Genomic DNA, 25,098 nt, shown 5'->3' with positions numbered 1-25,098 from the left:
GGGTCAGGCGCCGCGCACACCGCCCCGCAGCAACAGCAGCGCGAGGAGGGACAGCAGGAGCGCGACGACGAGCGCGACCTCCGGGTGGCCGATGAGCGCGAGCACGGCGACCGTCAGCACACCGACGACGCCCACCGCCGCGAGGCCCACCTGGCGCGCGATCCGGCCCGTGGGCTGGTCGCGGTCGGGGGACCGTGGGCCGAGCGGCCGGTCGTCCCGCCGGTCCGTCAGGAACCCGACCACGGCGGCCGCGATGAGCAGTGGTGATGCGACGAGTGGGGACCACGACGGCGAGCCGGCGAGGACGAGGAGCCCGTCGACCACGAGGACGACGAGGAACGCGACGCTCCGGATCACCAGGGCCCGGCGGGAACGTCCGCCCGTGCGTGCCACGGTGGGACTACCGAGGGCCGGTCGTGTTGTCGCCGGCGCCGTTGTCCGACGCCTGGAACGGCAGGTGGATGTCACCCGCCTCGGGCTCGACGTCGCCGACGTCGTCCGCGCCGCCGGTCCCCGGCGCCGTCACGACCTTCGACGGGTCGATGCCGTCCTCCGCCAGGTCGGCGTCGTCGCGCTGGAGGTCCTGCGCGGCCTCCGTCTCGGCGTCGCTCGAGGGGCTGTACGCCGTGTCCTTCACGCGGTGGGCGTGGTCGCCGATGCCGTGCTCCTGCCGTCCGGTCGACGCGTCGGCCGCCTTCTGCAGCGGGCCGCGTTCGTCGCCGGCCCCCGTCTCGCGTGGTCCCAGGTCCGTCATGCCCGTCCCTTCCGTCTGGAGGCCCGACGCTAGTCCGCCGCGACGGTGGCGTCCGCAGGCCGCCGCACCCGTGCCTCTTGCTTTCCGTGTTGGAAACAGTATTGTTGCCGACATGGAAAACATCGACGAGAACCGGGCCTTCGGGCCGATCGACCCGCTCGCAGCCCGCGAAGCCGTCCGTGCCGCACGCGCCCGGATGACCGACCGGCTGCGCTCACCGTGGTGGTTCCACGCGCTGCACGGCCTCGGCATCGCCCTCACCGTCTACGGCGTGCGGAGCCGATCCGCGTGGGACCTCCTCCCGCTCGGCATCGGACTCGTCCTGTCCATCGGCCTGGCCCGACGCCGCACGGGCGTGGTCGGGTTCTCGCGGGCGAACCCCGACCGGTGGCAGTTCCTCCGCGCGGGCGCTCCCTGGTCCGTCATCGCCCTGGTCGTCGCCGTCGCCGCGCTCACGGCCTCGGTCGTGGTGCGCTCGTGGACCGTCCCCGAGGGCATCGTGGTGGCGACGGTCGTCGGGCTCGTGTCCGCCCTGACCGGTCCGCCCGCGGACGCGGCCGCACGGCGGTACCTCGGGCGCCGCGACGCGTGACGGCACCGATGGAACCGACGTTCGACGCGACGATCCACGCGCCGCAGCGCCTCCAGATCTGCGCGCTGCTGGCACGCGGTGGCGAGGTCGAGTTCGCGACCTTGCGGGACGCACTCGACGTCTCGGACGCGACGCTGAGCAAGCACCTCCGGGTGCTCACCGACGCCGGTTACGTGGTGCTCCGCCGGGTCCAGCGCGACCGAGGCCACGCGCGCACCTGGGCCGGCCTGACGCGCGACGGTCGCCGTGCGCTCGATGCGCACTTCGCGTACCTCAGCGCACTCGCCCCGGACGCAGGCGACCTGGGCTAGACCACGCGCCAGTCGCGGACCAGCACGCCGAGCGCGCGGTCGAACGCCGCCTGCATGTCCATCTGCGGGCGGAGCAGGAACTGCATCCACAGCCCTTCCCAGAGCCCGAGGATGAGCTCGGCGGCGTGATCCGCCTGCAGGTCGTGGGGCAAGCGCCCCATCGCGATGTCGTGTTCGACCGCGGTCAGGATGGTCTGGTGGAACGCCTCGTAGCGCGTCTGCAGGTAGGGCGCGCTCGGGTGCGTCGGGTCCATCGCCTCCGCGAGCACCATGACGAGCAACCGTGCCATCACGGGGTCGTCGAGGTTCTCCTCGACCAGGCGACGCATGAACTCGAGCACGCCGTGGTCCCGTCCGACGTCCAGGAGGTGCGCGGTCCGGAGGGTCTGCCAGTGGTGCAGGGTGGCCATGACGAGCCCCGGCCACGTGGGGAAGTGCTCGCCGACCTGCTCCAGGGTCATCCCGGCCTCGTCCGCGACGTCCCGCAACGTCGTGCGGCGGTAGGACTGGCGGGACAGCACCCGCAGGGCCGCCTCGACGATGCCGATGCGGACGTCCATGGCCGCGAGCGTCTGGGTGGCCGACTCGGCGGTGTCGGTCGTCGTTTCCATCAGGGTGGTCCTCCTGCGGTGGGCGTCGCGTCATGGATGGTGCGCGGTCCTTCCATGCAAGCGGTGGCGGGAGCCTGTGGAAAGCGCCCGTTCTGGGGGTCAAGTTGCGGAATGGAACAACCCGGATCGCGGTTCGGGCCTCGTGTGAACCTCTTCGACCCCGCCCAGTTCGGCGACCTCCAGCTCCGCAACCGCATCGTCATGGCCCCGCTCACGCGCACCCGCGCCGGGGTCGACGGCGTCCCGAACGACCTGCTCGTCGAGCACTACGCGCAGCGCGCCGGGCTCGGCATGATCGTCACCGAGGGGACCTGGCCGGTGCAGGAATCCCGCTCGTACCCCGGCCAGCCGGGCATCGAGACGGACGAGCAGGTCGCCGGGTGGGCCCGGGTCGCCGACGCGGTGCACGCCGCCGGGGGCACGATCGTGATGCAGCTCATGCACGGCGGCCGCGTCTCCCACACCGACATCTCGCTGACGCCGCGCATCGTCGGCCCGAGCGCCCTCGCGGCGCCAGGTGAGGCACACACGCCGCTCGGCAAGGCCGAGTACCCGGTGCCGCACGCCCTCACCACCGACGAGGTGCACGAGGTCGTCGAGCAGTTCGTCGCCGCGGCCCGCAACGCGATCCGCGCCGGGTTCGACGGCGTCGAGGTCCACGGCGCGAACGGGTACCTGGTGCACCAGTTCCTCTCGCCCGCGTCGAACGAGCGCACGGACGAGTACGGCGGGACGCCGGAGAACCGGGCGCGCCTCGCGGTCGAGGTGACCGCCGCGGTGGCCGCTGCCGTCGGTGCCGGCCGGACGGGCATCCGCCTCTCCCCGGAGCACAACATCCAGGGTGCGCTCGAGACCGACCGCGACGACCTCGTCGCGACGTACACGGCCGTGGCCGAGGGACTCGCCCCGCTCGGGCTCGCGTTCGTCGACGTGCTCCACGCCGAGCCCGCCGGTGACTTCGTGCAGGGGATCCGACGCACCATCGGCGCGCCGTTCATCGCGAACAGCGGGTTCAGCGCGCCGACCACCCGGACCGAGGCGATCGGCCTCGTCGAGGCTGGTCTCGCCGACGCCGTCGGGGTCGGCCGCGCCGCCATCGCGAACCCCGACCTCGCCACCCGTTGGGAGCGCGACGCCGAGGAGAACACCCCGAACCCGGCGACCTTCTACGGCACGACGGCCGAGGGGTACACGGACTACCCGGCGCTCAGCGCCTGATCGCACGACCCGACGCCCTCCGACCGCGCACGGACGGAGGGCGTCGTCGCGTCCGGAACCGGACGTGACGACGGGCGCACGATAGCGTCGACGGCGTGAGCAGTCCCTCCACGACCGGCGGAGCCGCGACGCTCCGCACCGCCGTGCCCCTGACGGTGATGACCTACAACGTCAAGAACCACCACCACGACCCGGCACACGACTGGGCGGATCGCCTGCCGCTGCTCGTGGCGATCATCCGGCGGAACGACCCCGACGTGCTCTGCGTGCAGGAGGCGTTCCACGCGCAGATGGAGGACCTCCGAGCAGCGCTGCCCGAGTACGGCGACATCGGCCAGGGACGCGAGGGCGGCGAGCGCGGCGAGTACGCGGCGGTGTTCCACCGACGGGACCGCGTGGCGGTCGAGGAGGACGGCGCGTTCTGGCTGTCGGACACCCCGGACGCCGTCGGGTCGAACACCTGGAACACCTCACACGTCCGGATGGCGACCTGGGGGCGCTTCCACGACCTCGTCACCGACGAGCGCTTCACGCTCCTGACGACCCACACCGACTACGTCCAGACGTCCCGGGGCGCCGAGGTGCGCCGGATGAGCGCGGACCTCATCGCCGCGCGCCTCGCCGATGCCTCCGGGCCGGTCGTCGTCACGGGGGACTTCAACGAGGGCGCGGGGCTCGCCGCGGCGTCGGAACGCTTGGCGGTCGCGGGGTTCGCGGACGCCTGGACGCGCGCCGGTTCCGACGACCCCGTGTCGAGCTTCAACGGCTGGGAGCCGCCCGTGGACGGGGGCGTCCGGATCGACTGGATCCTGACGCGCGGACCCGTGGAGGTCGAGGGCATCCGCATCGACCACGACGACCCGAGCACCTGGGCGGCGAGCGACCACTTCCCGGTGGTGGCGCGGCTCGTCCTCGGCGTCTGACGCCCGCCCGCGAGATCGCACTCGTTGCCCCTCTCGGGAGCTCCAGAGCGGCAGCAGGTGCGATCTCGCGGGGACGGGTGCGCATCATGGCGGCGTGCCGATCCAGGTCTTCGACAGCCACCTCCACGTCATCGATCCGCGGTTCCCGCTCGTGCCGAACGAGGGGTACCTCCCGCCGCGGTTCACGGTGGACGACTACCGGTCGCGGACGGCGGCGTTCGACGTGATCGGCGGCGTCGTGGTGTCCGGTTCGTTCCAGGGCGTCGACACGACGTACCTCCTCGACGCGCTGGACCGGCTCGGACCGTCGTTCGTCGGCGTCGTGAACGTGCCGACGGACATCGCCGACGACGGACTCCGGGCGCTCGCCGCGGCCGGGGTCCGGGGGATCCGCTGCAACCTGTACCGCGGCGGATCCACGGCGGTGACCGATCTCGTGGCGCTCGGGCGTCGAGCGTGGGACGTCGCCGGCATGCACGTGGAGCTGTACCTCGACGCGGCGGATCTCGCCGAACTCGAGCCGGTGCTCCGGGCGCTGCCCCGTGCCTCCGTCGACCACCTCGGGATGACGCACGCGCACCGGGACGTCCTGCTGCGTCTCGTCGAGCGCGGGCTCCGTGTCAAGGCGACCGGGTTCGGCCGCGTGGACCTCGACGTGCGCGAGACCCTCGCCGCCGTCCACCGGGTCGACCCGCGCGCGCTCCTGTTCGGCACGGACCTGCCGAGCACGCGAGCGCGGCGACCGTTCCGGGACGAGGACGTCGCCGTGGCCGTCGAGGGGCTCGATCCCGACGACGCCCGGGCCGTGCTCGTCGACAACGCGGTCACCTTCTACCGGGTCGGGACCCCGCTCGACTGAGACCGACGCGGACTAGCAGTCGTCGGACGAGTGCACCGGCATGGGCGATCCGATGACGGCGACCTCGGTGCCCTTCGTGATCGCGGAGACGCCGTCGACCTCGGCGTCGGAGGCGTCCGGATCGAGGACCCAGCCCTCCTGCAGCACGATCTGCCAGTTCGCGCGGTCACCCGAGGCGTAGGACTCCTTGTCGCGGCCCGAGGCCGTGGCGACGCGCTCGCGGATGTCGTCGCCGACGGTGACACCGTTGGGCCCCTGGAGGCGCACGGTGGCCCCCGACCGTCCGGTGATCGACGCCTTGAGCATGCGGATGTCGACGGCGTTCCCGCGGGTGGACGTCTGCGCGAGGTCGACGACGCGGAGGCCTCGGCCCCAGGTGTACGACGTGCTCGCCGGGACACAGGTGCCGCCGTCACCCACCGCCGTGCGGGTGATCCGCGGCTTGCCGAGCAGCCGACGGAGGAGGCCCACGGTGGCGTCGCCGTCGGTCATCGGTGCGACCGCGACGAGGTCGTCGCCGTCGGACAGGCGGAGCTGCTCGGCGTCGAGTTCGATGACGTCGACGGTCCGCAGGCTGGCGGCGCTGATCGTCGTGTCGGTGCTCGGCTCGCCTTCGGTCCTCAGGAGGCTGGCGGTCTCGACCACGCGCGGCGTGGCGACGGCAGCGCCTGCCCCGTCGGTGGTGGCCCCGGCGATCGCCGCGGTCCCCGGGGTGCTGCATCCGCCGAGCAGCAGCGCACCCACGACGAGCGTGGGCAGCAGCAGCGGTCGAGCGGTCACCACTCGACCGTAGGGGCCGTGGAGGCTCCCGTGACCGGCATTCATCGAATCGCAACGCCCCCGTGTCCGCATCGTGACCTGCGGACCGGTGTCGGCCCTCCGGGATGCGCGGACCGGGAGGCTCAGCGCCGGCCGTCGATGTCAGTGGCGGCCGGCGTCCTGCCGTGCTCCGTCGTCAGGTGCAGTCGGTGGACGGTGATGACCGTCGCGAGCCACCCGGCACCCGTCGTCCATCCCACCGCGACGTCCGTGAACCAGTGCGCGCCGAGCAGGACCCGGGACAGCCCGACCCCAGCGATCGTGGCGAGGGCCGACCCGGCGACGACCACCTGCGGTGCCTGCCGACGCTGCCGCAGCATGAGGAGGTACGCGACGATCCCGGCGATCGTCGTCGCATTGAGCGTGTGCCCGGACGGGAACGACGGCGACCGCTCGTACGGCGGGATCGCGTCACGACGGCCCGGCCGGTGGCGGTGGATGATCCGCTTGCCGGCGACGGTCATGCCGAGCGAGCCGAGCCCGGCAGCGGCGAGCAGCGTGAACGGCGCGGCCTTCCGTTGCTCGAGCGCGAACGCGCCACCCGCTGCCGCCGCGAGCAGGGGCATGCCGACCGGGCCGAACCCGTGCGCGATCGCCGCCGCCGTGCCGTCGAGCGCGGGTGAGCGGAGCCGCTTGGCCAAGGCGAGCGCGGGCTGATCGAGGCTCGCGATGCCGTTGCGGTCGGCCACGTCGTCGTAGATCGTCGCTGCGAGCCAGGTCGCGCCGGCCGCGACCCCGCCCCCGACGGCGAGCAGGCCGATGAGCGCCCGGTGCGCGCCGACCCGGTCGACGAGCCGCTGGTGGCGGTCGGCCAGGCGTCGGCCCGCGGGGCTCCGCCACTCGGTGACGTCTCGCCGGCCCACCGACCTCGGACTGGAGGCGCGGTGGGTGTGGGTCACTCGTCGTCCTCCGTGCGCTCCCGCCCGAGCGTCGCGATGAGGTCCTCGTGCAGCTCCATCCACACGTCGTGGTACGAGCCGGACAGGGGCCGGGCGAGGGCGTCCCGGTCGCCTCCGCGGTAGGCCGTGATCGCTCGCTCGAGCCGCTCGCCGTACCGGCCGAAGCGCGGGTCGACATCCCCGAGCTGAGCGAGCACGGCTCCGATCTGCCCGTGTACGACCTCGAGTCGCTCCGTGACGTCCGCTCCCGACTGCGCGTCCGCGGTGAGCTGCTTGACGTCGCGGTTCGGGAACAGGAACGACTCGTACACGTCCGCCACGGTGCTGCGCTGCGTGGCGCTGAGTCGGTCGCCCGCGAGGAGCACGGCGCGGGCGCGTCCGGCCGGCGTGAGCGTGTGCATGGCCCGACGTCCCCCGGTCGGCTGGGTGTGTCCGCGCTCGTCGGTGGCGGCGAGTGTCGCGTCGATCGCCGCGGCGTCGAGCCCGGTGCTCTCGGCGATCTGCTCGGTCGTGGCGAACCCGCGGACACGCAGCGCCTGGAGGACGGCGAACTCGGTCTCGTCGGCGACGAGACCGGTCGAGGCGGTCTCGGGGACGGGGTTGCCCCACGACCCCGTGAGGAACAGTCGTGGGATCATCTCGGTCGCGACCCCGCTGACGATCGTGTCGTAGCAGGCGGCGACCGCGGGGTGGATCCCGAGGAAGTCGTGATCGGCGATGAGCTCGTCGAGCAGGCCGGCGGCGCGGGCGAACGGGAGCGCGAAGCCCGCGGTGTACGTGAGGGCGCCCGCCTCGATCTTCTCGCGGCGGTCCATGCTCGCGATCCGTCCGTACAGGGCGGCGGACTGCGCCTCGATCTGCGTGCGCAGGGCGGCCATGTCCTCGAGCGACAGGACGTCGATGTCGGACATCGGCGCGTCCCAGGTCGGTCGCGTGTACGCCGCCACGCCCTGGATGTACGGCACGTAGTTGGCCGGGTTCGTGAACGCGGTCGAGATGTCGATGACCTGGACGTCGAGGCCGGAGTCCGGGCCGAAGAACATCGCGGTCGTGACGGACCAGGGCAGCGGCGAGGCCGGGTCGTTCCAGTGCCAGGCGGGCTCGTTGAGGAAGATGTCGCGGACGAGGACGAACCCGCCGTCGTCGGTCGGGTAGGGCCCGTGATCCGACACACCGAGCCGGTTGTCGAAGTGGAGCAGGAACCCCATGAGCTCCGCGGCTCCCTGGAACCGCTGGAACGTCGAGCGGTCGGCGTCCGCGCCCAGGGCGATCCGGTCCTGGCTGAAGCGGTCGATCCAGTCGCGGTCGAGGACCTCGGCACGGTACCCCTGCATCGACGTGAGGATCGGGCCGTCGCCCCAGAAACCGTTGTAGAGCCGACGGACGACGCCGAACGCGTCGCGGATCCGGTCGGCCTCGTAGTCGGCGTCGTGCAGGCCGAGCTCGAGCGCGATGCCCCGCCCGAACGACGGCGCGGTGGCGAGCGCCCAGATGTGCAGCATGTTGACCTTGGTGCCGATCTCGCGCTTGGCGATCGACGCGATGTCGACGACGCCGTCGATCCCGATCCGGTCCTCGATCGCACGGAGCCACCGCGGGTGCTGGAACCAGCAGTTCATGATCCCCATGGCCTCGTACTCCTGGCGGGGGATGAGTCCGGACTCGCCCTCGGTGGCACGCGAAGCGAGGGCGTCCCACTCGTTCCAGGTGTAGTAGCGGATCGCCTCGTTGACCTCCTCGCGCGTGAGGTCGCGGTGGATCGACTCCGCGTCGGTGTACAGCACCCGGGTGGTCATCTCGGCCTGCATGACGGCATCGCCCTCGGAACCCTTCGGCACGACGCCACCGAACTTCTCGAGCAGGAGCATGATCTGCGCCAACTCCTCCTGGCTCATCGCCGGGGCGGCGCCCTCGGGCGCCGGGGAGTCGTCGACGGGAGCACCGCGCTCGACGCTCACCCTGCCTCCCGGCCGCGACGACACGTCGAGCCGGATCCGCACGCCGTCGGCGGGGATCACCTCGCCGCGCGGCGTGCGGACGCCCTTGTCGAACGTGACCGACATCACCGCCGGGATGCCGTACTCGCGGCAGAGGATGCCGAGGTGGCTCTCCGGTGCGCCCTGCAGCGTGACGACCCCGCGGATGCCCGCGTTGAGCGCCATCGTCAGGAAGGTCGTGGTGCCGCCGCGGGCGATCACGACGACGTCGGACACGTCGTCGAGGTCGGCGAAGGCGATGACGTCCTCGGGTGTCTCGAGCCACTTCGCCACGCCCTCGACGAGGTCGTCGGTCTCGTAGACCGTCAGGCCGGTGCCGACCTGCTCGAAGGTGGTCTCGTCGTCGGTGAGCTGCTGGGCCATGTCGGTCCTCCGTGTCGGTGCGCTGCGCTGCGCGGTTCGTGGTCGTCGGGTGTTCGGACCGGTCGGTCGGTCGGACGGGTGGTCACGGTGTGACCACCACGCGGAGGACGTCGCCGGCGCGCTGCCGGGCCGCCGCCGCCTCGAGGTCGTCGAGGGACACGACGTCGGTCAGGAACGCGTCGAGCCGGAGGTCCCCGGCACGCCAGGCGTCGACCATGCGCGGGACCTGCCGCCACATGTCGCTCGAGCCGTAGAACGACCCGGTGATCGACTTCTGCTCGTGGAACAGCTCCTGGGCGCTGAACCGCACGGGGTCGTCGCTCCGGCCCGCGCCGACCACGACCACCCGACCACCGCGTCGGACGGCGTCCCACGCGGCCCGGATCGTGCCGGACGACCCGACCGCGTCGATCGCGACGTCGAAGCCCTCGCCATCCGTCAGCGCGGCACCGTCGAGGTCCCCGGGCGCGGCGGTCGTCGTCGCACCGAGCTCCGCGGCCAGGCGACGGCGGTCCGCGCTCGGGTCGACCGCCGCGATCGTGGTCGCACCCGCGATCCGGGCGCCCTGCACGGCGTTGAGCCCGACCGCGCCGGCCCCGATCACCAGGGCGGTCTCGCCCGGGGCGACGTGCGCGGTGTCGACGGCGGCACCGAACCCGGTCGGGACGGCGCAGCCGAGCAGCGCACCGACGGTGAACGGCACGTCCTCGGGCAGCGGCACGAGCGCCGTCACGGGCAGCACGGTCTCCTCGGCGAGGGTCGCGGTGCCCATCCCGGCGACCACGTCCGCACCGCCGGCCGTCATCGCCGCGCCCTGCGCCGACGATCGGGGGCGGTTCCGGCAGATGTACGACTCGCCGCGGCGGCACGCGGAGCAGTGGCCGCACCGGGGGACCCACGACACGACGACGCGGTCGCCGACGGCCACGGTGTCGACGTCCGGCCCGAGGGCGACGACCTCGCCCGCGCCCTCGTGTCCGAGGACGGCCGGGAGCCGCTGCCCGAACGCGCCCGCGGCCAGGGACAGGTCGGTGTGGCACAGGCCCGCGGCGCGGATCCGGACGACGACCTCGCCGGGGCCGGGCGCGCGGTGCTCGACGTCGTCGCGGACGACGAACGGACCACCGGCCTCGGTGACGACGGCGGCCCTCACGCGAGCGGGTCCTGCCCCGCGGCCGCTGGTGCGGCGGTGGTCGCGGTCGGATCGAGCACGGGGTCGCCGAGCACGGCCTTCACCTCGAGGTACTCCTCGATCGCGAACGGCCCCATCTCGCGCCCCAGCCCCGACTGTCCGTACCCGCCGAACGGCGAGACCGGGAGGGCCGGGGTGCGGACGCCGTTCACCCGCACCTGACCGGCACGGATGCGTCGGGCGATCGCCGCCGCGCGGGCCTCGTCCGCCGACCAGACCTCGCTCGACAGGCCGTAGGGGGTGTCGTTCGCCATCCGGACCGCGTCGTCCTCGCTCGCGTGACCCTGCACGACGAGGACCGGACCGAACACCTCCTCGCGGACGATCTCGGCGTCCTCGGCGACGTCGGTGACGATCGTCGGGCGCAGGAAGAACCCCGTGCCGTCGACGGCGGTGCCGCCCGTGGCGACCGTCGCCCCCGCGGCTCGTGCGGTGTCCACGAACCGGAGGACCTTCGCGCGCTGCTCCGCCGACACGACCGGACCCATCGTCGTCCCGGGATCGAGCGGGTCCCCGAGCACGTACGCGTCGGCGGACTCCGCCGCGATCCGGACCGCGTCGTGCAGCCGGTCCGCCGGCACGAGCAACCGTGTCGGCGCGTTGCACTTCTGGCCCGCGTTCGTGAAGCAGTTGCGCACGGTGGTCCGCACCGCCAGGTCGAGGTCGGCGTCGTCGAGCACGACCGCGGGGGACTTGCCGCCGAGTTCGAGCGTCGCGCGCTTGATCCGCGACCCGGCGACGGCACCGATGTGCCGACCGACGGCGAGCGAGCCGGTGAACGACACCATGTCCCACGTCTCGTCCTGGAGGAGCGCCTCGCCCGTCGTCGCGCCGGTCCCGGTGACGACGTCGAACACCCCGGCGGGCAGCCCCGCTCGGCGCCCGAGCTCGGCGAGGAACAGCGCGTTGAGCGGCGTGAGCTCGGCCGGCTTGAGCACGACCGTGCAGCCCGCGGCGAGTGCGGGCGCGAGCTTCGCCACGATCTGGTGGACGGGGAAGTTCCACGGCGTGATCGCGAGCACCACGCCGACCGGCTCGCGCACGACGGAGCTGCCCGAGGCGTCGCGGCTGTCCCAGGCGAGCTGCCGGGCGATCGCCGCCGTCGAGCGGAGCACCTTGACGGGCAGGTCGACCTGGACCGCGCGGGACTCCCGGATGGGCATGCCGATCTCGTGCGTCGCGAGCTCGGCGAGGGCGTCACCGTGCCGTTCGAGTTCCGCGGCGAGCGCGTCGAGGAGCCCGGCACGTCGGGACGGTGGCAGCGCGGCCCAGGCGGGCCAGGCCTCCCGGGCGTCGAGCAGTGCGCGGTGCGCGAGGTCGGCGGATGCGTCGAGGACGGTGCCGATGATCCGTTCCGTCGCCGGGTCCACGACGTCGAGTGGGGCCTCGTCGTCGGGCGAGACCCAGCCGCCGCCGATGAACACGGAGCGGTCGGGGACGACGACCGCGTCGACGGGAGCGGCGGTGGTGCTGACACCGGTCTCGGGACTCATGCCGCGCCTCCCGTCCGGACCACACGCACCGGCACGCGGTCCCACCCGCGGAACAGGTTCACCCGCAGGCGTTCCGGCTCCCCGTCGAGCTCGAACCGGATCCCGCGGTCGAGCACGGCGCCGAAGAACGACCGGACCTCCGCCCGCGCCAGGTGCGACCCGAGGCAGAAGTGCGCGCCCCACCCGAAGCTCAGGTGGTCGTTCGGCGTGCGGTCGAGGCGGAAGTCGTCCGGGTCCTCGAACACGGCGGGGTCACGGTTCGCGGCCGAGAACCACAGGACGACCTTGTCGCCCGCGGCGACGTCGCGTCCGTCGATGGTCAGGTCCTCGAGTGCGGTCCGGCGCATCGCGGCGACCGGGCTGACGTGGCGGAACATCTCCTCGACGGTCCTCGGCAGGAGGCCGCGGTCACGTTCCAGCCGCGCCCACGCGTCGTGCTCGTGGAGCGCCACCGTGCCGCCCGAGACGAGGTGCCGCGTGGTCTCGTTCCCGGCCGCCACGAGCACGATGTAGTACGCCGCCAGCTGGTTCCAGGTGAGCGGCTGCCCGGCCACGCTGCCGTTCGCCATGACGCTGATGAGGTCGTCCCGGGGGTCGGCGCGACGCTCCTCGGTGAGGCGCTGGAAGTACCCCATGACCTCGTCCCGCGCTTCGGCGAGGGCGTCGGCGTCGACCAGGTGGTCCGGGTCGGAGCTCGTCAACCGGTTCGTCCAGTCGACCATGCGGGGCGCATCCGACGCGGGGATGCCGAGGACGCGGGACAGCACGAGCATCGGCAGGCGGGCGCTGATGCGTTCGACCAGGTCGAAGGTGCCGCGGGCCTCCGCCTCGTCGAGCAGGAGCGTCACGGCCTCGTCGATCATGGCCTGCCACTGCTGGATCTTCACGGCCCGCAGGTGCGGGATCGTGACCCGGCGCAGGGCGACGTGCTCCTGCCCGTCCATGTTGTGGAGGCTCTGCAGCGCGCCCTCCACCTTGCGGTCCAGGATCTGGGTGCCCTCGGCGCTCGTCAGCTGCGGCATCTCGCTCGCCGCGGCCTTGACGTCGGCGTACCGAGTGAGCGCCCAGAAGCCCGGCCCGCGGTGCGACGGGGCGTTCCAGTGCACGGGGTCCTGCTCCCGGAGCGCGGCGAACACCGCCATCTCGCGGTCGTCCGCGAACGCGGTGAGGTCCATCAGGTCGACGCCCGCCGTCGGGCTCCCGATCGTCATGGTCGCCAACCGTAGTCGCGTCGGGCGACGAACTGGCTACTGTGGAACACCTTTCCGACCCCAGGAGCGCCGTGATGTCCTCCCCGTCCGAGCCGTGCGTCGAACCGCGGGACCGCGCGCTCGACGACGCCGTGTTCGCGCTCGACCACCACCACGGCGTCCCCGTCCGCGAGCTCACGGAGCTGCTCGGCGGCAAGGGCGCGGGCCTCGCCGAGATGACCGCGCTGGGACTCGACGTCCCCCCGGGGTTCACGATCGCACTGCCGGTGTTCCGTCGGTGGCGTCACGGTGGCTGGCCCCCCTCGCTCGACGCCGTCGTCGCGGCACACGTCGCGGCGCTCGGCCAGCGGATGGGCCGCCGGCTCGGCGACCCGGACGATCCGCTGCTGCTGTCCGTTCGGAGCGGCGCCGCCGTCTCGATGCCCGGGATGCTCGACACGGTCCTCGACCTCGGGCTCAACGACGACACCGTGCGGGGGCTCGCGCGCGCCACCGGGGACGACGCCTTCGCCGAGGACAGCCACCGGCGCTTCCTCCGGATGTACGCCACGATCGTCATGGGCGTGTCCGTCGAGGCGCTCGCCGACGCCGAGGACGCCCGCACGCTGCAACGACGGATCACCGAGCTCGCCGGGCGGCCCGTGCCGCACGACCCCGAGCAGCAGCTCCGCGAGGCGATCGCCGCGGTCTTCGCGTCGTGGGACAGCGAGCGTGCCCGCGCCTACCGCGCCCGCGACGGCATCGACGACGACGCCGGCACCGCCGTCACCGTGCAGGCCATGGTGTTCGGCAACCGCGGACCACGCTCCGGAACCGGCGTCGTCTTCACGCGCGACCCGGCCACCGGCGCGCCGGGCCCGTACGGCGACTACCTCGTCCGCGGCCAGGGCGAGGACGTCGTCGACGGCAGTGCGCACCCGGTGCCGGTCCGCGACCTCGCCGACCTCGACCCCCAGGTGTACGTCGACCTCATGGCCGCGCTGCGCCGCCTGGAGGCCCACTACCGCCACGTCTGCGACGTCGAGTTCACCGTCGAGGAGGGACGGCTCTGGTTCCTCCAGACCCGCGCCGGCAAGCTCAGCGCGGTCGCCGCCGTGCGCACCGCCGTCGACCTGGTGGACGACCCGGAGGTCGCGCTGACGCCCGAGGAGGCCGTGGCGCGCGTCCCGGAGGAGGTCCGGGAGCGGGCGCGGCTCGACCTCGAGACGGGTGGTGCTGGCTCCGCCACGGAGCACGGTGACGACGCGGACGGTGCTGCCGCCGGCGGGCCCCTGCTCGTGACCGGGCTCGGCGCGTCGCCCGGGATCGTCACCGGGGCGGTCGTGTTCTCGTCCGAGGCGGCGCTCGCCGCGGACGGCGACGTCGTGCTCGTGCGTCGTGAGACCAGCCCGAAGGACGTCGTCGGGATGTCCGCCGCGGTCGCGATCGTCACCTGCCGGGGCGGCCTGGCCAGTCACGCGGCCGTGGTCGCGCGGGGGTGGGGCGTCCCGGCCGTGGTCGGCGCCGGTGACCTCGTGCTCGCGGGTGCCGGGGACGACACCACCGCGACCGGCCCCTCCGGCGTCGTGGTCCGCGTCGGCGACGTCGTGACCGTCGACGGTGCCTCCGGTCGGGTGTGGGTCGGAGCGGCGGGGGCCGCGACCGGGGACGGGAGCGGAACGGACGCCGGCGACGCGTCGTCGGGGACGGCGACCGCGGCGAGCGACGGGGCGGGCGCCCCCGTGCCTCCCGACCGGGGCGGCGACCGGGCCGCGGCGCTGCGCGCGCTCGAGCGGCTCGACACCTGGGCCGCCGGACGGTGACAGACTGCACCCATGACGGAGTACGTGGTCGACAACACCGGTGACGACCGCGCGCGGGGCGTGGACCTCGTGGACGGCGACCAGCCGCCGATCCGCCTGATCGTGCGGGGCGAGCTCCCGACGACCATCGAGCACGAGGGACGGACCTGGATCGCCACCGACGACGTCGACGAGGAGCCGGGAGCGCTGCCGATCGCGGTGTTCCGGCCCGCCGACTGACGACGGGGCGGGCGGGGACCGGAGCGCCTCCGCCCGGGGGACAACCGCCGCCGGCTGGCCGTGAGCGCGTCCCGGTCTCCCGCGTACCGTCGGGGTCCTCAGCCAGGAGGAGGAGACCCAGACATGACGGACCAGTACACGTTCCAGGACCCGAGCAAGCTCTACGCCGACAAGGTGCCCGACGAGCAGTACCTCGGCGGATCCGGCACCGATGCCGAGATGGCGGAGAACGTCCCCGCCGACCACGGTGAGGAGACCTACCGCGGCTCCGGTCGACTCGAGGGGCGCAAGGCCCTGATCACGGGCGGTGACTCGGGCATCGGCGCAGCCGTCGCGATCGCCTACGCGCGCGAGGGCGCCGACGTCGCGATCGGGTACCTGCCCGAGGAGGAAGAGGACGCCAAGCGCATCGTCGGCCTCATCGAGGACGCGGGCCGCAAGGCCGTCACGCTGCCCGGCGACATCACGGACGCCGCGTTCTGCCGTGAGCTCGTGGCGAAGGCCGTCGACGAGCTCGGTGGGCTCGACATCCTCGTCAACAACGCGGGCAAGCAGCAGCACGTCGAGGACCTCACCGACCTGTCGGACGAGGAGTTCGACGCCACCTTCAAGACGAACGTCTACGCGATGTTCTGGATCACGAAGGCCGCGCTGCCGCACCTGCAGCCGGGCTCGACGATCATCAACACGACCTCGATCCAGGCGTACCAGCCGTCGCCGGCGCTCGTGCACTACGCCTCGACCAAGGGTGCCATCAACACGTTCTCCAAGGGGCTCGCGGGCCAGCTCGCGTCGAAGGGCATCCGCGTCAACGCGGTCGCTCCCGGCCCGATCTGGACGCCGCTGCAGCCGGCGGGTGGCCAGGCCCCCGAGAAGCTGCCCGAGGTCGGCGCCGAGACCCCGCTCGGACGCTGGGGTCAGCCGGCCGAGCTCGCGCCGGCCTTCGTGTTCCTGGCGAGTGGTGAGTCCTCGTTCGTCATCGGCGAGACGCTCCACGTGAACGGTGGCATGCCCACGCCGTGACGCCCGGCGCGGGCCGGGCCGGGCCGGGCCCGGGCGTTCGGCCCGCCGCCCGAGCACCGCGACGAGATCGCAGAACACGCCGCTTCCCACCATCGGGAAGCGGCGTGTTCTGCGATCTGGGCGTTCCAAGTGGGGTTCCGGGGCGTTCCAAGTCCGGGCCGTCCGGGGGCGTCAGCGGGTGTCGGGGGCGGGGCGCATCCGCGCCATGCGCTGCAGCAGCTCGCGCGCGGACAACGCCGCGGCGAGCTCGACCTCGACCGGCTGGATGCCGAAGGCCTGCTCCATCTCGGCCCGGCGCGCCAGGTCGGCGACGGGTACCTCCGGACGCTGCGGCAGCTTCGCGACGGCCTCGGCCGCGGCCTCGAAGGCACCGGCCGGAGCGCCGAGGTGCTCCCACATGAGGCGGACGTCCCGAGCGACCTCGTCCGCGCGGCCACCGAGCTCGAACCCGGTGCTCGCCATCTGCGCGAGGCCCTGTGCCAGATCGTCAGGGGACATGGCGTCCATCCTCGCACCGCGATCCCGGCGCCGCGCCAGCGGTGTTCCGCCGGCCCGGTCCGTGCCGGCCCGGTCCGTGCCGGCCCGGTCCGTGCCGGCCCGGTCCCGACGGCGCGGTGCGCCGCCGGGACGTGGGTCAGCGCCGCCGGGACCGGGGGTCAGCGCTGCCGACGGAGGCCGTGACGCGGCGTCGCGGATCCGGCCGACTCGGGCGCGTCGACGGTGAGCCGACGGCGACGCGCCAGGGCGAGCACGGCGATCCCCGCCAGGAGCAGGGCCGAACCGAGCGCGATCGCCGGGCGGTCGTCCTGCCCGGTGAACGCGAGGGAGCCCGATGTGTCGGTCGCAGCGGCAGCAGCCGGTACGGCGCTCGCTCCGGCCGGGGACACGCTCGCGGTGCCGCCCGAGGGGGACGGCGTCGGCGTCACGATCGGCGCGACGGCCACGGCGACGCCCTGCCCCATGCCGCCCGCGCTCGCCTGGATCATCTGTGCACCGGCATCCGTCGTGGCGGTCGTGCCGTCGGTGGCGCGGGTGGTGACGGTCGCCACGTTCTGCTCGGTACGAGCCGGACCGTCACCGTTCGCCGTCTGCTCGGAGGTCGCGACCTCGACGCGGTACTGGTCCGCGACGGCGAGCGCCGGCCAGGACACGGTCACACTGGACGTGGAGCAGGTGACCGGGAAGTCCGATCCGGCGAGGTCCGCGATGTGCGTGTAGACGCCGTCGACGTAGGAACCCTCGGAGAGCCGCACCGTGCCGCAGTCGAACTGCCAGGTCTGTCCGACGGGAACGTCGTCGGTGGTCGTGGCGGAGGCGAACGGGCCGTTCGGGGTGTCGATGTGCCAGACGACCGCGTCCGTCGGGTTCGTCCGGCCCTGGTCGGGCCGCGCCCACGTGCCGTACTTCGACGCGGCCGCCGGGTCACCCCAGGCCGGGCCGGTCGGCGTGATCGGCGTCGTGAACTGCCGCCCGTCACTCGTCGTCGAGGTGATCGGGGTGGTGACACCGCCCGGGGTCGTCGTGCCGTCGAAGTCCGACTGGACGTACGCCGTGCCGCAGGTGTCGCGGTGCGTGTCCACGTAGTTCGTGAACGTGAACGAGACGATCCACGGGGTGCTCGATGCGATCGTTGCCGTCGCCACCGTCGCGCCGGTCGCGGGGTCGTCGAGTTCGAAGCCCGTCGGCAGGTGACCGAGGTGGTCGCTCAACGTGAGGCCGAACGTGTCACCGGCGCGGGCGTCGGCGGGCGCGCACCAGTCGATGGACGTGCGGAGCTGACTGCCGAGCGCCGGCGCGGTCGGGCTGACGGTGACGTTCGTGATCGCGCCGGAGACCTCGGTGGCGTGGGCTGCGGGGCCGGCGGCCAGGACGAGGGCGCCCGCGACGGCGAGGGTGACACCGCCCACGATCGGGATCCGGACACGGCGGACGAGGGCATGCTTCGGGTACATGGTGCTCCTGGGATACGGGGTCGCGGGTTCGGGCCCGCGTCGGGTGTGGTCATGCTACGGCGTCGCTCCCGATACCCCGAGGGCGCCGCCCCCCGGTTGTCCCCTGAAGAGAGGACCCCCGGACCGGGGGGTGCGGAAGAAACCTTCTGGGCGGTTTGATCGTGGGGACGGACACGACGTCCGCCAGACCGGACCAGGGTGCCAACGTCGTCCGCCCTCCCGTCTCCACGAAGGGGCATGATGCTCGACCACACCAACGCGGACACCGCGGCCGCTGCCGCCGCAGCCCAGACGCTCCACCTCCGCGTCATCATCGTCGACGGGGCCGTCGACCTGCTCCACGAGGTGCCCTTCCACGAGGCCCGTCCGGAAGCCGTCGCCGCCCGCATCGGCATCTCGCTCGAAGAGCTCCACCAGCACTTCCCGTCGTGGGACGGCCTCGTGCTCGCCGCCGTCGACCGGTGGAACGGCCAGCGCACCGAAGCCATCGAGCACACCCTCGGCGACGTCAGCACCGTCGAGTTCCTCCGCGCGATGGTGGCGTCGAACGTCCGGCAGCCCGCGCTCATGCGCCTGCTCGTCGCCCTCGCGAGCGTCGCGAGCGACTGCACGCACCCCATGGCCCCCTACCTGCAGTCGCGGTACCAGCTGTTCGTCACGCAGATCCGCCGCGGTCTCGAGCACGACGTCGCCGTCGGTCGTGCACCGCACACCATGGACCCCCGTCGCGGCGCGGAGCAGCTCATCGCCCTCTACGAGGGCCTGCAGCTGCAGGCCCTGCTCCGGCAGGACCTGGACCTGATGTCGGCGTTCGACCGGGCGGCCTCCCGCCTCGAGCGCGGTTGGGAGGAGCGGTACCAGGTGCGCGCTCCGCTCACGCCGTCGACGTGGGTCGACGACGCCTGGTCGCTCTGAGTCGCGGCGACCGCCGCCCGGACCGTCCTGGGCCGTCGCGCTGACGCGCGCCGTCAGACCGCGACGCTGAGGCAGCGGCGGAGGCTGCGGATACCGCTCCGGATCCGCGTCTTCGCGGTGCCGACCGGGACGCTCAACCGGTCGGCGACCTCCAGGTCCGTGAGCCCGTCGCGGTACCGCAAGAGCACGGCGGATCGCTGGTTCGGCGTGAGGTCGGCGAGCGCGTTCCGCACCGCGACCCACTCGGCCAGCACGTCCAACCGCTCGGCGGCGTCGTGGTCGACCGGCTCGAAGTCCCGCATCCCGACGCGGATCTCCCGCTGCCGGGTGCGCTCGATGGACCGGACCCGGTCGACGGCGCGGCGGTGGGTGAGGGTCTGGAGCCAGCTCGTCGCCGACGCGCGCGCGGGGTCGTACGGTGTCGTGTCGTCGGACCAGACGTCGAGGAGGACGTCGTGCACGACCTCCTCGGCCTGGGCGTGGTCGACGAGCGTCCGGCGGGCGAACGACACGAGGCGCGGCGTCAGCCGGAGGTAGAGCTGGTGGAAGGCCTCGCGGTCGCCGCCGCAGACGGCGATGAGCAGCGCGTCATCGCTCGTCGTGGCGGGGTCGGTGGTCGGTCGACGGTGCAGCATCTCGGGTCCGTCTCGGGTGTCGTGATCTCGGGTGGTCCTGTCGACGCTGACTCCGCCGACGGGGTACGACGGCTGCGTCTCGTCTACTCGTGCCTCCTGGACCGGCTCGGAGACACCGTTGGGGCCGTGCCTCCCCGATGCGCCCCGAACTGGGTGTCCCGCTCGCGGCGGTCGTGGGTGGAATCTGGGTCCTACCCCTGATCCCCACCTGAGGAGAACCGTCGTGCTGTCCACCGTCTACACCAGTTCCGCGACCTACCCGTTCACGGATGACGACCTGGCGGTCCTGCTCCTGAACAGCCGCGCGAACAACGCCCGTGCCGGTCTGACCGGCGTCCTGCTGCACCAGGACGGGCAGTTCATGCAGGTGCTCGAGGGTCCCGACGACGCCGTGCGCGAGCGCTACGCGATCATCGCGTCGGACCCGCGCCACGGTGCGGTCCAGCTCGTCGCGCAGGAGTCGATCGCCGAGCGACGGTTCCCGGCGTGGACCATGGGGTACCGCGCGGTCGTCGACACCGGCACCGACGACCTGCCCGGCTTCGACGACTTCTTCAGCGCGCCCGCGGCCGGTCGGACGTCGGAGACCGCGGCGCGGGTGCAGGACCTCGTCGCGCAGCTCGGTGACGAGGACCCGACCGCGGCCTGAGCCCCGGCACGGGGGGCGGATGTCGGCCGATCCTCGGCGCGCCGTCCGCGGGACGACGATGATGAACGGGTCCGTTCCGGGCCTCGGGGCCCACGCGAGGAGGCCCCATGCAGCTGTACGCCGCCGATCCCGTCCGTCGTGTGCGGCAGCTGGTCGCCGACGTGGTCGCCCTCGTCGCGATCGTCCTGGCGGTCCTGCTCGGGCGCGCGGTCGGGGCGTCGATCGCCGCACTCGGTGACGTCGGTCGGCGCGTGCAGGACGCGGGTGAGGGTTTCCGCAGCACCATGTCGCGGGCGGCGGACCGCATCGCCGACCTGCCGTTCGCGGGCCGTGCCGTGAGCACGCCGTTCCGGAACGCGAGTGACGCCGCACGGACCCTCGTCGCCGCGGGGCGCGACCAGCAGGAGGCAGCCCACCACGTCGCGGTCCTCGTCGGCGTCGTCGTGGCGGGCCTGCCCGTCCTCGTCGTCGTCGTCCTGTGGCTGCGCCGGCGGGGCGGCTTCGTGCGGCGGGCGGCCGCGGTCCGGGCGTTGCTGCGCACACCGCTCGGACTGGAAGCCCTCGCGGCACAGGCGTTGGCGCACGCGCACCCCCGCACGCTGCGTGCCGTGGAACCCACCGTGGTCGAGCGGTGGCGGGCCGGGGAGCCCGACGCGGTCCGGGTCCTCGCCACACTCGCGCTCCGCGACGCCGGGGTGCCGCTCCGGCTCCTGCCGCGCTGACGTCGACCGGAGACGCAGGGAGGCTGACGTCGACCGGAGACGCAGGGAGTCAGTGCGATCCTGGTGTGTCCACAGGAAACGCACCGAGTCCCAGAAGGATCAATGCACCAGCTCCACAGCACCACCCGTTCCACCCGATTCGTGGTCGGCGCCGCGACCGCACTCGCAGCGGCCGCACTGCTCGCCGGCTGCAGCTCGAGCACCTCCGCCGGTTCCTCCGGCTCCGCGTCGGCCTCCTCCGCATCGGGGTCGTCGTCCTCGTCGAAGCTGCCGGCGAACTTCCCGAAGGCCGTGCCCGTCGTCAAGGGTGACGTGATCGTCGCCCGCGGCAACGCCAGCGACGGCTGGAGCGCCACCGTCTCGCCGAAGGGCGGGAAGGGCTTCGCTCAGGCGGGCCAGGCACTCGCGTCTGCCGGCTTCACCAAGCAGGGCGGCGGCACCGCCACGCAGGCGACCTACACCAGCGACCGCTACACCGTGAGCATCAGCACGCCCGGCTCGTCCGTGACGTACATCATCTCGACGCGCTGACGCGCTGACGCGCTGACGCGCTGACGCGCTGACGCGCTGACGCGCTGACGCGCTGACGCTCGATCGCGCGGACCGGATGGAGGCCCGGAGTGGCCTCCATCCGGTCCGCTTTGCGCAACCCCCCGGACGGAGATCGCTAGACCGTCTAGCTTCATGTCATGTTGATCCCCAGCGTGTTCGACTTCGAGCCGGACCGCCTCCGCAGCTACTCGGCGTCGCGCATCGACCGGCTCCTGCAGGACCGGCCCGTCGAGTACCTGGCGCACCTGTCGGTGGCGCGGCAACTCGACACGTGGATCGCGCAGACGCTGGCGGACCCCGACCCGGACGACGAACGGTTCGACGCCGGGTTCGTTGCGGCCCTCCGCGCGGTCCGTGACGGCCTGCGCCAAGGGGACTTCACGCCGGGTGGCCTCCACGGCAGCCGCCCGAGGGACGGGGCCGGAACAGGCCGCGAACCCGACCCCGACCCGGGCGCGGCGGCGGGCGGCACCCCCGGGACCTGAACCGCCCCCGCAGCTGAGCGCAGTGACCGACGGCGCTCAGACCTCGCCGGCCCGAGCCCCCGCCCACAGGTCGATGCCGGCCGAGTCCACCGCGTGCTCGTCGATGGCGCGCAGCTCGTCCTCCGTGAAGGACAGGTGGTCGAGCGCCGCGACGTTCTGTTCGACCTGCTCGACCCGCGAGGCGCCGATCACGAGCGAGGTCACCCGCTCGTCGCGGAGGGCCCACGCGAGTGCGAGCTGGGCGAGGGACTGCCCCCGAGCGGCCGCGATGTCGTGCAGCGCCCGGAGGTGACCGACGACCTCGGGCGTGATGACCGAGGGGTCGAACGAGGTGCCGGCGGCGGCGCGGGTCCCCTCGGGCACGCCGTCGAGGTACTTGCCCGTGAGCAGGCCCTGCGCGAGCGCCGTGAACCCGATGACCCCGAACCCGAGCTCGTCCGCCGCGTCGAGGAGGCCCTCGGTCTCGATCCAGCGGTTGAGCATCGAGTACGACGGCTGGTGGATGAGCAGCGGGGTGCCGAGGTCGCGGAGGATCGCCGCCGCCTGACGGGTCCGCTCCGTGTCGTACGAGGAGATCCCGACGTAGAGCGCCTTACCCTGCCGGACAGCCGTGTCGAGCGCGGTCATGGTCTCCTCGAGCGGCGTGGAGGCGTCGAGGCGGTGCGAGTAGAAGACGTCCACGTAGTCGAGGCCCATGCGCTGCAGCGACTGGTCGAGCGATGCGAGCACGTACTTCCGACTCCCGCCGCCCTGCCCGTACGGACCCGGCCACATGTCCCAACCGGCCTTGGTCGAGATGACGAGCTCGTCCCGGTACGGGTGGAGGTCCTCCCGCATGATGCGGCCGAAGTTGATCTCCGCGGCGCCGTAGGGCGGCCCGTAGTTGTTCGCGAGGTCGTGGTGCGTGATCCCGAGGTCGAACGCCCGCCGGCTGATCGCGCGCTGGGTCTCGAACGGTCGGTCGTCACCGAAGTTGTGCCAGTACCCGAGTGAGAGCAGCGGCAGGTCGAGGCCGGACCGGCCGGTCCGGCGGAACGGCATCGAGTCGTAGCGGTCGTCACGGGCGACGTAGGTCATGGGGATGTGCCTCCGAGCGGGGTGGGGATCAGGGGTCCAGCCTCGCACGGCGGAGGGAGGGGTGGGTCTCCCCACGGATCGACGCAGGAGCAGCGGTGGGACCGGACCCGGCTCGGTCCCGACGCCCTGCGTGAGCGCGGCGAGTTCTCGGAGCGCCGAGCGACGCTCGTCCTGCTCGTGCTCCTGGTCCGCGACGAGGTCACTCAGGGCTACCCGACGGTGTCGACCCGGCTTCTGGAACGGGATCGCACCCGCTTCGAGGAGCCTGACCAGGGTGGGCCGGGAAACGCCGAGCAGGTCGGCGCCTTCGTGTGTCGTCAGCTGCATCCGCGACGGGATCACGGCCACCCCGTTGCCCGCGGCCAGGGTGTTCGCGACCTGTTCCACGACATCGAAGATCTCGGCCGGTATGAGGCGTTCGCGGCCGTGTCGAACGACGCGCGGCGGGCCACACGTAGCCTGGATCGGTGCCGTCCTCCTCCCGGTCCTGTCCGTCCGTCACGCGCCCCGTCGCGATCGGTTCGGCGGACTGACGTGGCCGTCGACACCGCCGAGGACGTCCTCGGCGCACTCAGCCGCACCCCGGGCGACCTCGCCGCCGCTCGACGCGTCGCCCGCCGGTTCGCGACCCTCGGTGACGGCGAGGTGGGGGCGCTGCTCTGGAGCGAGGTCGAGGACGCACGGCTCGTGGCGGTGCTGCTGCTCGTCCAGCGGTTCCGGGACGGTGACGACGCGACCAGGTCGGCCGTGGTGGAGGACTACATGGCAGCGGCCCACAGCGAGCGCGTCGACAGCGACCTGCTCGTCGAGGTCAGTGCGGAACACATCGTGGGCGCGTGGCTCGCCGACCGGCCCCGTGGTCCGCTCTTCGCCCTCGCCAAGAGCGACGTCGTCTGGGAGCGGTGCATCGCGGTCACCGCGACCCTCGCGTTCGTCAAGCGTGGGGAGGCCGCGACCGCGCTCGACATCGTCGGCAGGCTCGTGCGGGAGCGGAACGAGCACGTGCGGCGTGCCGTGGCGCTCGTCCTGCGCGGGGTCGGCAAGTGGGCCTCGCACGACGAGCTCGTCGCGTTCCTCGAGTCGAACGCGAGCGGGATGGACCGTGCGCTGCTCAGTGCGGCGACGGAGCACCTGCCTGCGGCTGTGCAGGCGCGGTTCCGCCGGTAGGAGCGTCGGCGGGGTAGGTCCAGGCGCTGCCGCGAGCTCGCAGCGTGTCGAGCATCCGGCGGATCCGTGGGAGCACGCGGCGCGTCTGGACCACGCTCCAGATGCCGAGGGCGACCCAGAGCACGACGAGCGCGATCCCGATGGGATCGGCGAACTGGGTCAGCAGCCAGACCGAGACGAGCGCGAGGACCGCGCAGAGCACCGGAGCCAACCACGCGGACCGTCGCTGCTGCCGCTCCCACCGCTCGAGCATCGGTGTCCAGGTGCTGGGATCGGCGTCATCGGGCACCTGGCCGGTATTCAGGGAGCGTCGCATGGCGGAGAGGGCGCTCGTACCGCCCGCGCGCCGCCGGGCGATGCTGACTCGTACGGACAGCAGGGCTGTCAGGAGGACCGCGTAGACGGCGTCACCGATGAGCTGCGCGGGCCAGTCGGTGTGTCGCGGCGGGTCGACGAGGTCGATGCCACCACGGACGACGACGAGGACGACGAACATCACGACGGCCAACGCCCATATCGGCAGGTTGCGGAAGCGCTCGAGCATCACGGTCTCCTTCGGGTGGGATCGATCCGAGCTTGCCCCCGATCCGCATGAGTGATCCTCGTTGTACCCCCAACCGAGGACGTCCTCCCAGCCAGCAGTGGGCCGAACGGATCC

28 protein-coding genes and 1 pseudogene are annotated in these 25,098 nt (G+C 73.0%); 14 read left to right on the top strand and 15 right to left on the bottom strand.

Annotation, left to right across the window (positions count from 1 at the left end; genetic code table 11):
• Positions 1–3 precede the first annotated feature (3 nt).
• Positions 4–393, bottom strand: coding sequence for a hypothetical protein (locus DEI93_RS15105; RefSeq protein ID WP_146244436.1), 390 nt, complete (start codon positions 391–393; stop codon positions 4–6).
• 7 nt (positions 394–400) lie between these two features.
• Positions 401–754, bottom strand: coding sequence for a hypothetical protein (locus DEI93_RS15100; protein ID WP_111012963.1), 354 nt, complete (start codon positions 752–754; stop codon positions 401–403).
• A gap of 112 nt (positions 755–866) precedes the next feature.
• On the opposite strand from DEI93_RS15100, the gene DEI93_RS15095 reads away from it, so the two are divergent.
• Complete coding sequence (locus DEI93_RS15095; protein ID WP_111120040.1) at positions 867–1,346, top strand: hypothetical protein; 480 nt, start codon at positions 867–869, stop codon at positions 1,344–1,346.
• Between the two features lie 8 nt (positions 1,347–1,354).
• Positions 1,355–1,657, top strand: a complete 303-nt coding sequence (locus DEI93_RS15090) for a transcriptional regulator (RefSeq protein WP_111071948.1) — start codon at positions 1,355–1,357, stop codon at positions 1,655–1,657.
• Here the strand turns inward: DEI93_RS15090 and DEI93_RS15085 are convergent.
• Entirely contained in the window at positions 1,654–2,268 is a 615-nt protein-coding gene (locus DEI93_RS15085) for a TetR/AcrR family transcriptional regulator (RefSeq protein WP_111120039.1), read from the bottom strand. The two genes, DEI93_RS15090 and DEI93_RS15085, sit on opposite strands and share 4 nt — an antisense overlap.
• A 144-nt stretch (positions 2,269–2,412) precedes the next feature.
• On the opposite strand from DEI93_RS15085, the gene DEI93_RS15080 reads away from it, so the two are divergent.
• The 3 genes from DEI93_RS15080 to DEI93_RS15070 all read left to right on the top strand — a co-directional run bounded on the left by DEI93_RS15080 (position 2,413) and on the right by DEI93_RS15070 (position 5,268).
• Positions 2,413–3,486 (top strand): alkene reductase, encoded by a 1,074-nt coding sequence (locus DEI93_RS15080; RefSeq protein WP_181434776.1) that lies wholly within the window; start codon positions 2,413–2,415, stop codon positions 3,484–3,486.
• A gap of 95 nt (positions 3,487–3,581) precedes the next feature.
• Positions 3,582–4,409 (top strand): endonuclease/exonuclease/phosphatase family protein, encoded by an 828-nt coding sequence (locus DEI93_RS15075; protein ID WP_111010593.1) that lies wholly within the window; start codon positions 3,582–3,584, stop codon positions 4,407–4,409.
• 94 nt (positions 4,410–4,503) lie between these two features.
• Complete coding sequence (locus tag DEI93_RS15070; RefSeq protein WP_111120038.1) at positions 4,504–5,268, top strand: amidohydrolase family protein; 765 nt, start codon at positions 4,504–4,506, stop codon at positions 5,266–5,268.
• Positions 5,269–5,280: 12 nt separating this feature from the next.
• Here the strand turns inward: DEI93_RS15070 and DEI93_RS15065 are convergent, their stop codons facing one another.
• From DEI93_RS15065 to DEI93_RS15040, 6 genes are all read right to left on the bottom strand, one after another.
• Positions 5,281–6,048, bottom strand: a complete 768-nt coding sequence (locus DEI93_RS15065) for a hypothetical protein (RefSeq protein WP_146244435.1) — start codon at positions 6,046–6,048, stop codon at positions 5,281–5,283.
• A 122-nt stretch (positions 6,049–6,170) separates the two neighbouring features.
• The gene (locus DEI93_RS15060; protein ID WP_111120036.1) at positions 6,171–6,986 is read right to left on the bottom strand and encodes a phosphatase PAP2 family protein; all 816 of its coding nucleotides are present in this window, start codon (positions 6,984–6,986) and stop codon (positions 6,171–6,173) included.
• The gene (locus DEI93_RS15055) at positions 6,983–9,346 is read right to left on the bottom strand and encodes a PEP-utilizing enzyme (protein WP_111120035.1); all 2,364 of its coding nucleotides are present in this window, start codon (positions 9,344–9,346) and stop codon (positions 6,983–6,985) included. The genes DEI93_RS15060 and DEI93_RS15055 overlap by 4 nt, the downstream gene beginning before the upstream one ends.
• A gap of 82 nt (positions 9,347–9,428) precedes the next feature.
• Positions 9,429–10,499 carry a zinc-binding dehydrogenase gene (locus DEI93_RS15050; protein WP_111120034.1) on the bottom strand — a complete coding sequence of 357 codons (1,071 nt, stop codon included), beginning with the start codon at positions 10,497–10,499 and terminating at the stop codon, positions 9,429–9,431.
• On the bottom strand, positions 10,496–12,031 hold the full coding sequence (locus DEI93_RS15045) for an aldehyde dehydrogenase family protein (RefSeq protein WP_111120033.1): 1,536 nt from the start codon (positions 12,029–12,031) through the stop codon (positions 10,496–10,498). Before DEI93_RS15045 ends, DEI93_RS15050 begins: the two co-directional genes overlap by 4 nt.
• Positions 12,028–13,242: a cytochrome P450 gene (locus tag DEI93_RS15040; protein ID WP_220037893.1), complete on the bottom strand. Its 1,215-nt coding sequence runs from the start codon at positions 13,240–13,242 to the stop codon at positions 12,028–12,030. The genes DEI93_RS15045 and DEI93_RS15040 overlap by 4 nt, the downstream gene beginning before the upstream one ends.
• A gap of 74 nt (positions 13,243–13,316) precedes the next feature.
• Here DEI93_RS15040 and DEI93_RS15035 point away from each other — a divergent pair, with 74 nt between their 5' ends.
• The 3 genes from DEI93_RS15035 to DEI93_RS15025 all read left to right on the top strand — a co-directional run bounded on the left by DEI93_RS15035 (position 13,317) and on the right by DEI93_RS15025 (position 16,286).
• Entirely contained in the window at positions 13,317–15,044 is a 1,728-nt protein-coding gene (locus DEI93_RS15035) for a PEP/pyruvate-binding domain-containing protein (RefSeq protein ID WP_111120032.1), read from the top strand.
• Positions 15,045–15,056: 12 nt separating this feature from the next.
• On the top strand, positions 15,057–15,263 hold the full coding sequence (locus DEI93_RS15030; protein WP_111010600.1) for a hypothetical protein: 207 nt from the start codon (positions 15,057–15,059) through the stop codon (positions 15,261–15,263).
• Positions 15,264–15,386: 123 nt separating this feature from the next.
• Positions 15,387–16,286: a glucose 1-dehydrogenase gene (locus DEI93_RS15025; RefSeq protein ID WP_111010601.1), complete on the top strand. Its 900-nt coding sequence runs from the start codon at positions 15,387–15,389 to the stop codon at positions 16,284–16,286.
• A 171-nt stretch (positions 16,287–16,457) separates the two neighbouring features.
• Here the strand turns inward: DEI93_RS15025 and DEI93_RS15020 are convergent, their stop codons facing one another.
• Together DEI93_RS15020 and DEI93_RS15015 are read right to left on the bottom strand one after the other, a co-directional pair.
• Positions 16,458–16,784 (bottom strand): hypothetical protein, encoded by a 327-nt coding sequence (locus DEI93_RS15020; RefSeq protein WP_111120031.1) that lies wholly within the window; start codon positions 16,782–16,784, stop codon positions 16,458–16,460.
• Between the two features lie 158 nt (positions 16,785–16,942).
• Positions 16,943–18,238, bottom strand: a complete 1,296-nt coding sequence (locus DEI93_RS15015; RefSeq protein ID WP_111120030.1) for an Ig-like domain-containing protein — start codon at positions 18,236–18,238, stop codon at positions 16,943–16,945.
• Between the two features lie 237 nt (positions 18,239–18,475).
• On the opposite strand from DEI93_RS15015, the gene DEI93_RS15010 reads away from it, so the two are divergent.
• Positions 18,476–19,153: a TetR/AcrR family transcriptional regulator gene (locus DEI93_RS15010; RefSeq protein WP_111036253.1), complete on the top strand. Its 678-nt coding sequence runs from the start codon at positions 18,476–18,478 to the stop codon at positions 19,151–19,153.
• Positions 19,154–19,206: 53 nt separating this feature from the next.
• On the opposite strand, the gene DEI93_RS15005 is transcribed toward DEI93_RS15010, so the two are convergent.
• On the bottom strand, positions 19,207–19,788 hold the full coding sequence (locus DEI93_RS15005) for a sigma-70 family RNA polymerase sigma factor (protein WP_111120029.1): 582 nt from the start codon (positions 19,786–19,788) through the stop codon (positions 19,207–19,209).
• 223 nt (positions 19,789–20,011) lie between these two features.
• On the opposite strand from DEI93_RS15005, the gene DEI93_RS15000 reads away from it, so the two are divergent.
• The 4 genes from DEI93_RS15000 (at position 20,012) to DEI93_RS14985 (ending at position 22,196) form a co-directional block, all read left to right on the top strand.
• Complete coding sequence (locus DEI93_RS15000) at positions 20,012–20,437, top strand: BLUF domain-containing protein (RefSeq protein WP_181435132.1); 426 nt, start codon at positions 20,012–20,014, stop codon at positions 20,435–20,437.
• Positions 20,438–20,544: 107 nt separating this feature from the next.
• Positions 20,545–21,159 carry a hypothetical protein gene (locus DEI93_RS14995; protein ID WP_111120027.1) on the top strand — a complete coding sequence of 205 codons (615 nt, stop codon included), beginning with the start codon at positions 20,545–20,547 and terminating at the stop codon, positions 21,157–21,159.
• Positions 21,160–21,261: 102 nt separating this feature from the next.
• A complete protein-coding gene (locus DEI93_RS14990; protein ID WP_111036248.1) occupies positions 21,262–21,690 on the top strand; it encodes a hypothetical protein in 429 nt (142 codons plus the stop codon).
• A 158-nt stretch (positions 21,691–21,848) separates the two neighbouring features.
• Positions 21,849–22,196, top strand: coding sequence for a hypothetical protein (locus tag DEI93_RS14985; RefSeq protein ID WP_111120026.1), 348 nt, complete (start codon positions 21,849–21,851; stop codon positions 22,194–22,196).
• A 36-nt stretch (positions 22,197–22,232) separates the two neighbouring features.
• Here the strand turns inward: DEI93_RS14985 and mgrA are convergent, their stop codons facing one another.
• Both mgrA and DEI93_RS14975 read right to left on the bottom strand, forming a co-directional pair.
• Entirely contained in the window at positions 22,233–23,273 is a 1,041-nt protein-coding gene (gene mgrA, locus DEI93_RS14980; protein WP_111010609.1) for an L-glyceraldehyde 3-phosphate reductase, read from the bottom strand.
• A 201-nt stretch (positions 23,274–23,474) separates the two neighbouring features.
• A pseudogene (locus DEI93_RS14975) lies at positions 23,475–23,600 on the bottom strand (excisionase family DNA-binding protein); the annotation flags it as partial.
• A gap of 207 nt (positions 23,601–23,807) precedes the next feature.
• Between DEI93_RS14975 and DEI93_RS14970 the strand changes: the two are divergent.
• Positions 23,808–24,440 (top strand): DNA alkylation repair protein, encoded by a 633-nt coding sequence (locus DEI93_RS14970; RefSeq protein ID WP_181436069.1) that lies wholly within the window; start codon positions 23,808–23,810, stop codon positions 24,438–24,440.
• Here the strand turns inward: DEI93_RS14970 and DEI93_RS14965 are convergent.
• A complete protein-coding gene (locus DEI93_RS14965; RefSeq protein WP_111120024.1) occupies positions 24,385–24,984 on the bottom strand; it encodes a hypothetical protein in 600 nt (199 codons plus the stop codon). The genes DEI93_RS14970 and DEI93_RS14965 overlap by 56 nt on opposite strands.
• Positions 24,985–25,098 lie beyond the last annotated feature (114 nt).

The sequence above is a fragment of the Curtobacterium sp. MCBD17_035 genome (genome assembly GCF_003234815.2).
In the GTDB taxonomy this organism is placed as follows: Bacteria; Actinomycetota; Actinomycetes; order Actinomycetales; family Microbacteriaceae; genus Curtobacterium.
Note: the sequence above shows the minus strand (reverse complement) of the source record. Positions and strands in the feature narration are given on the sequence as shown.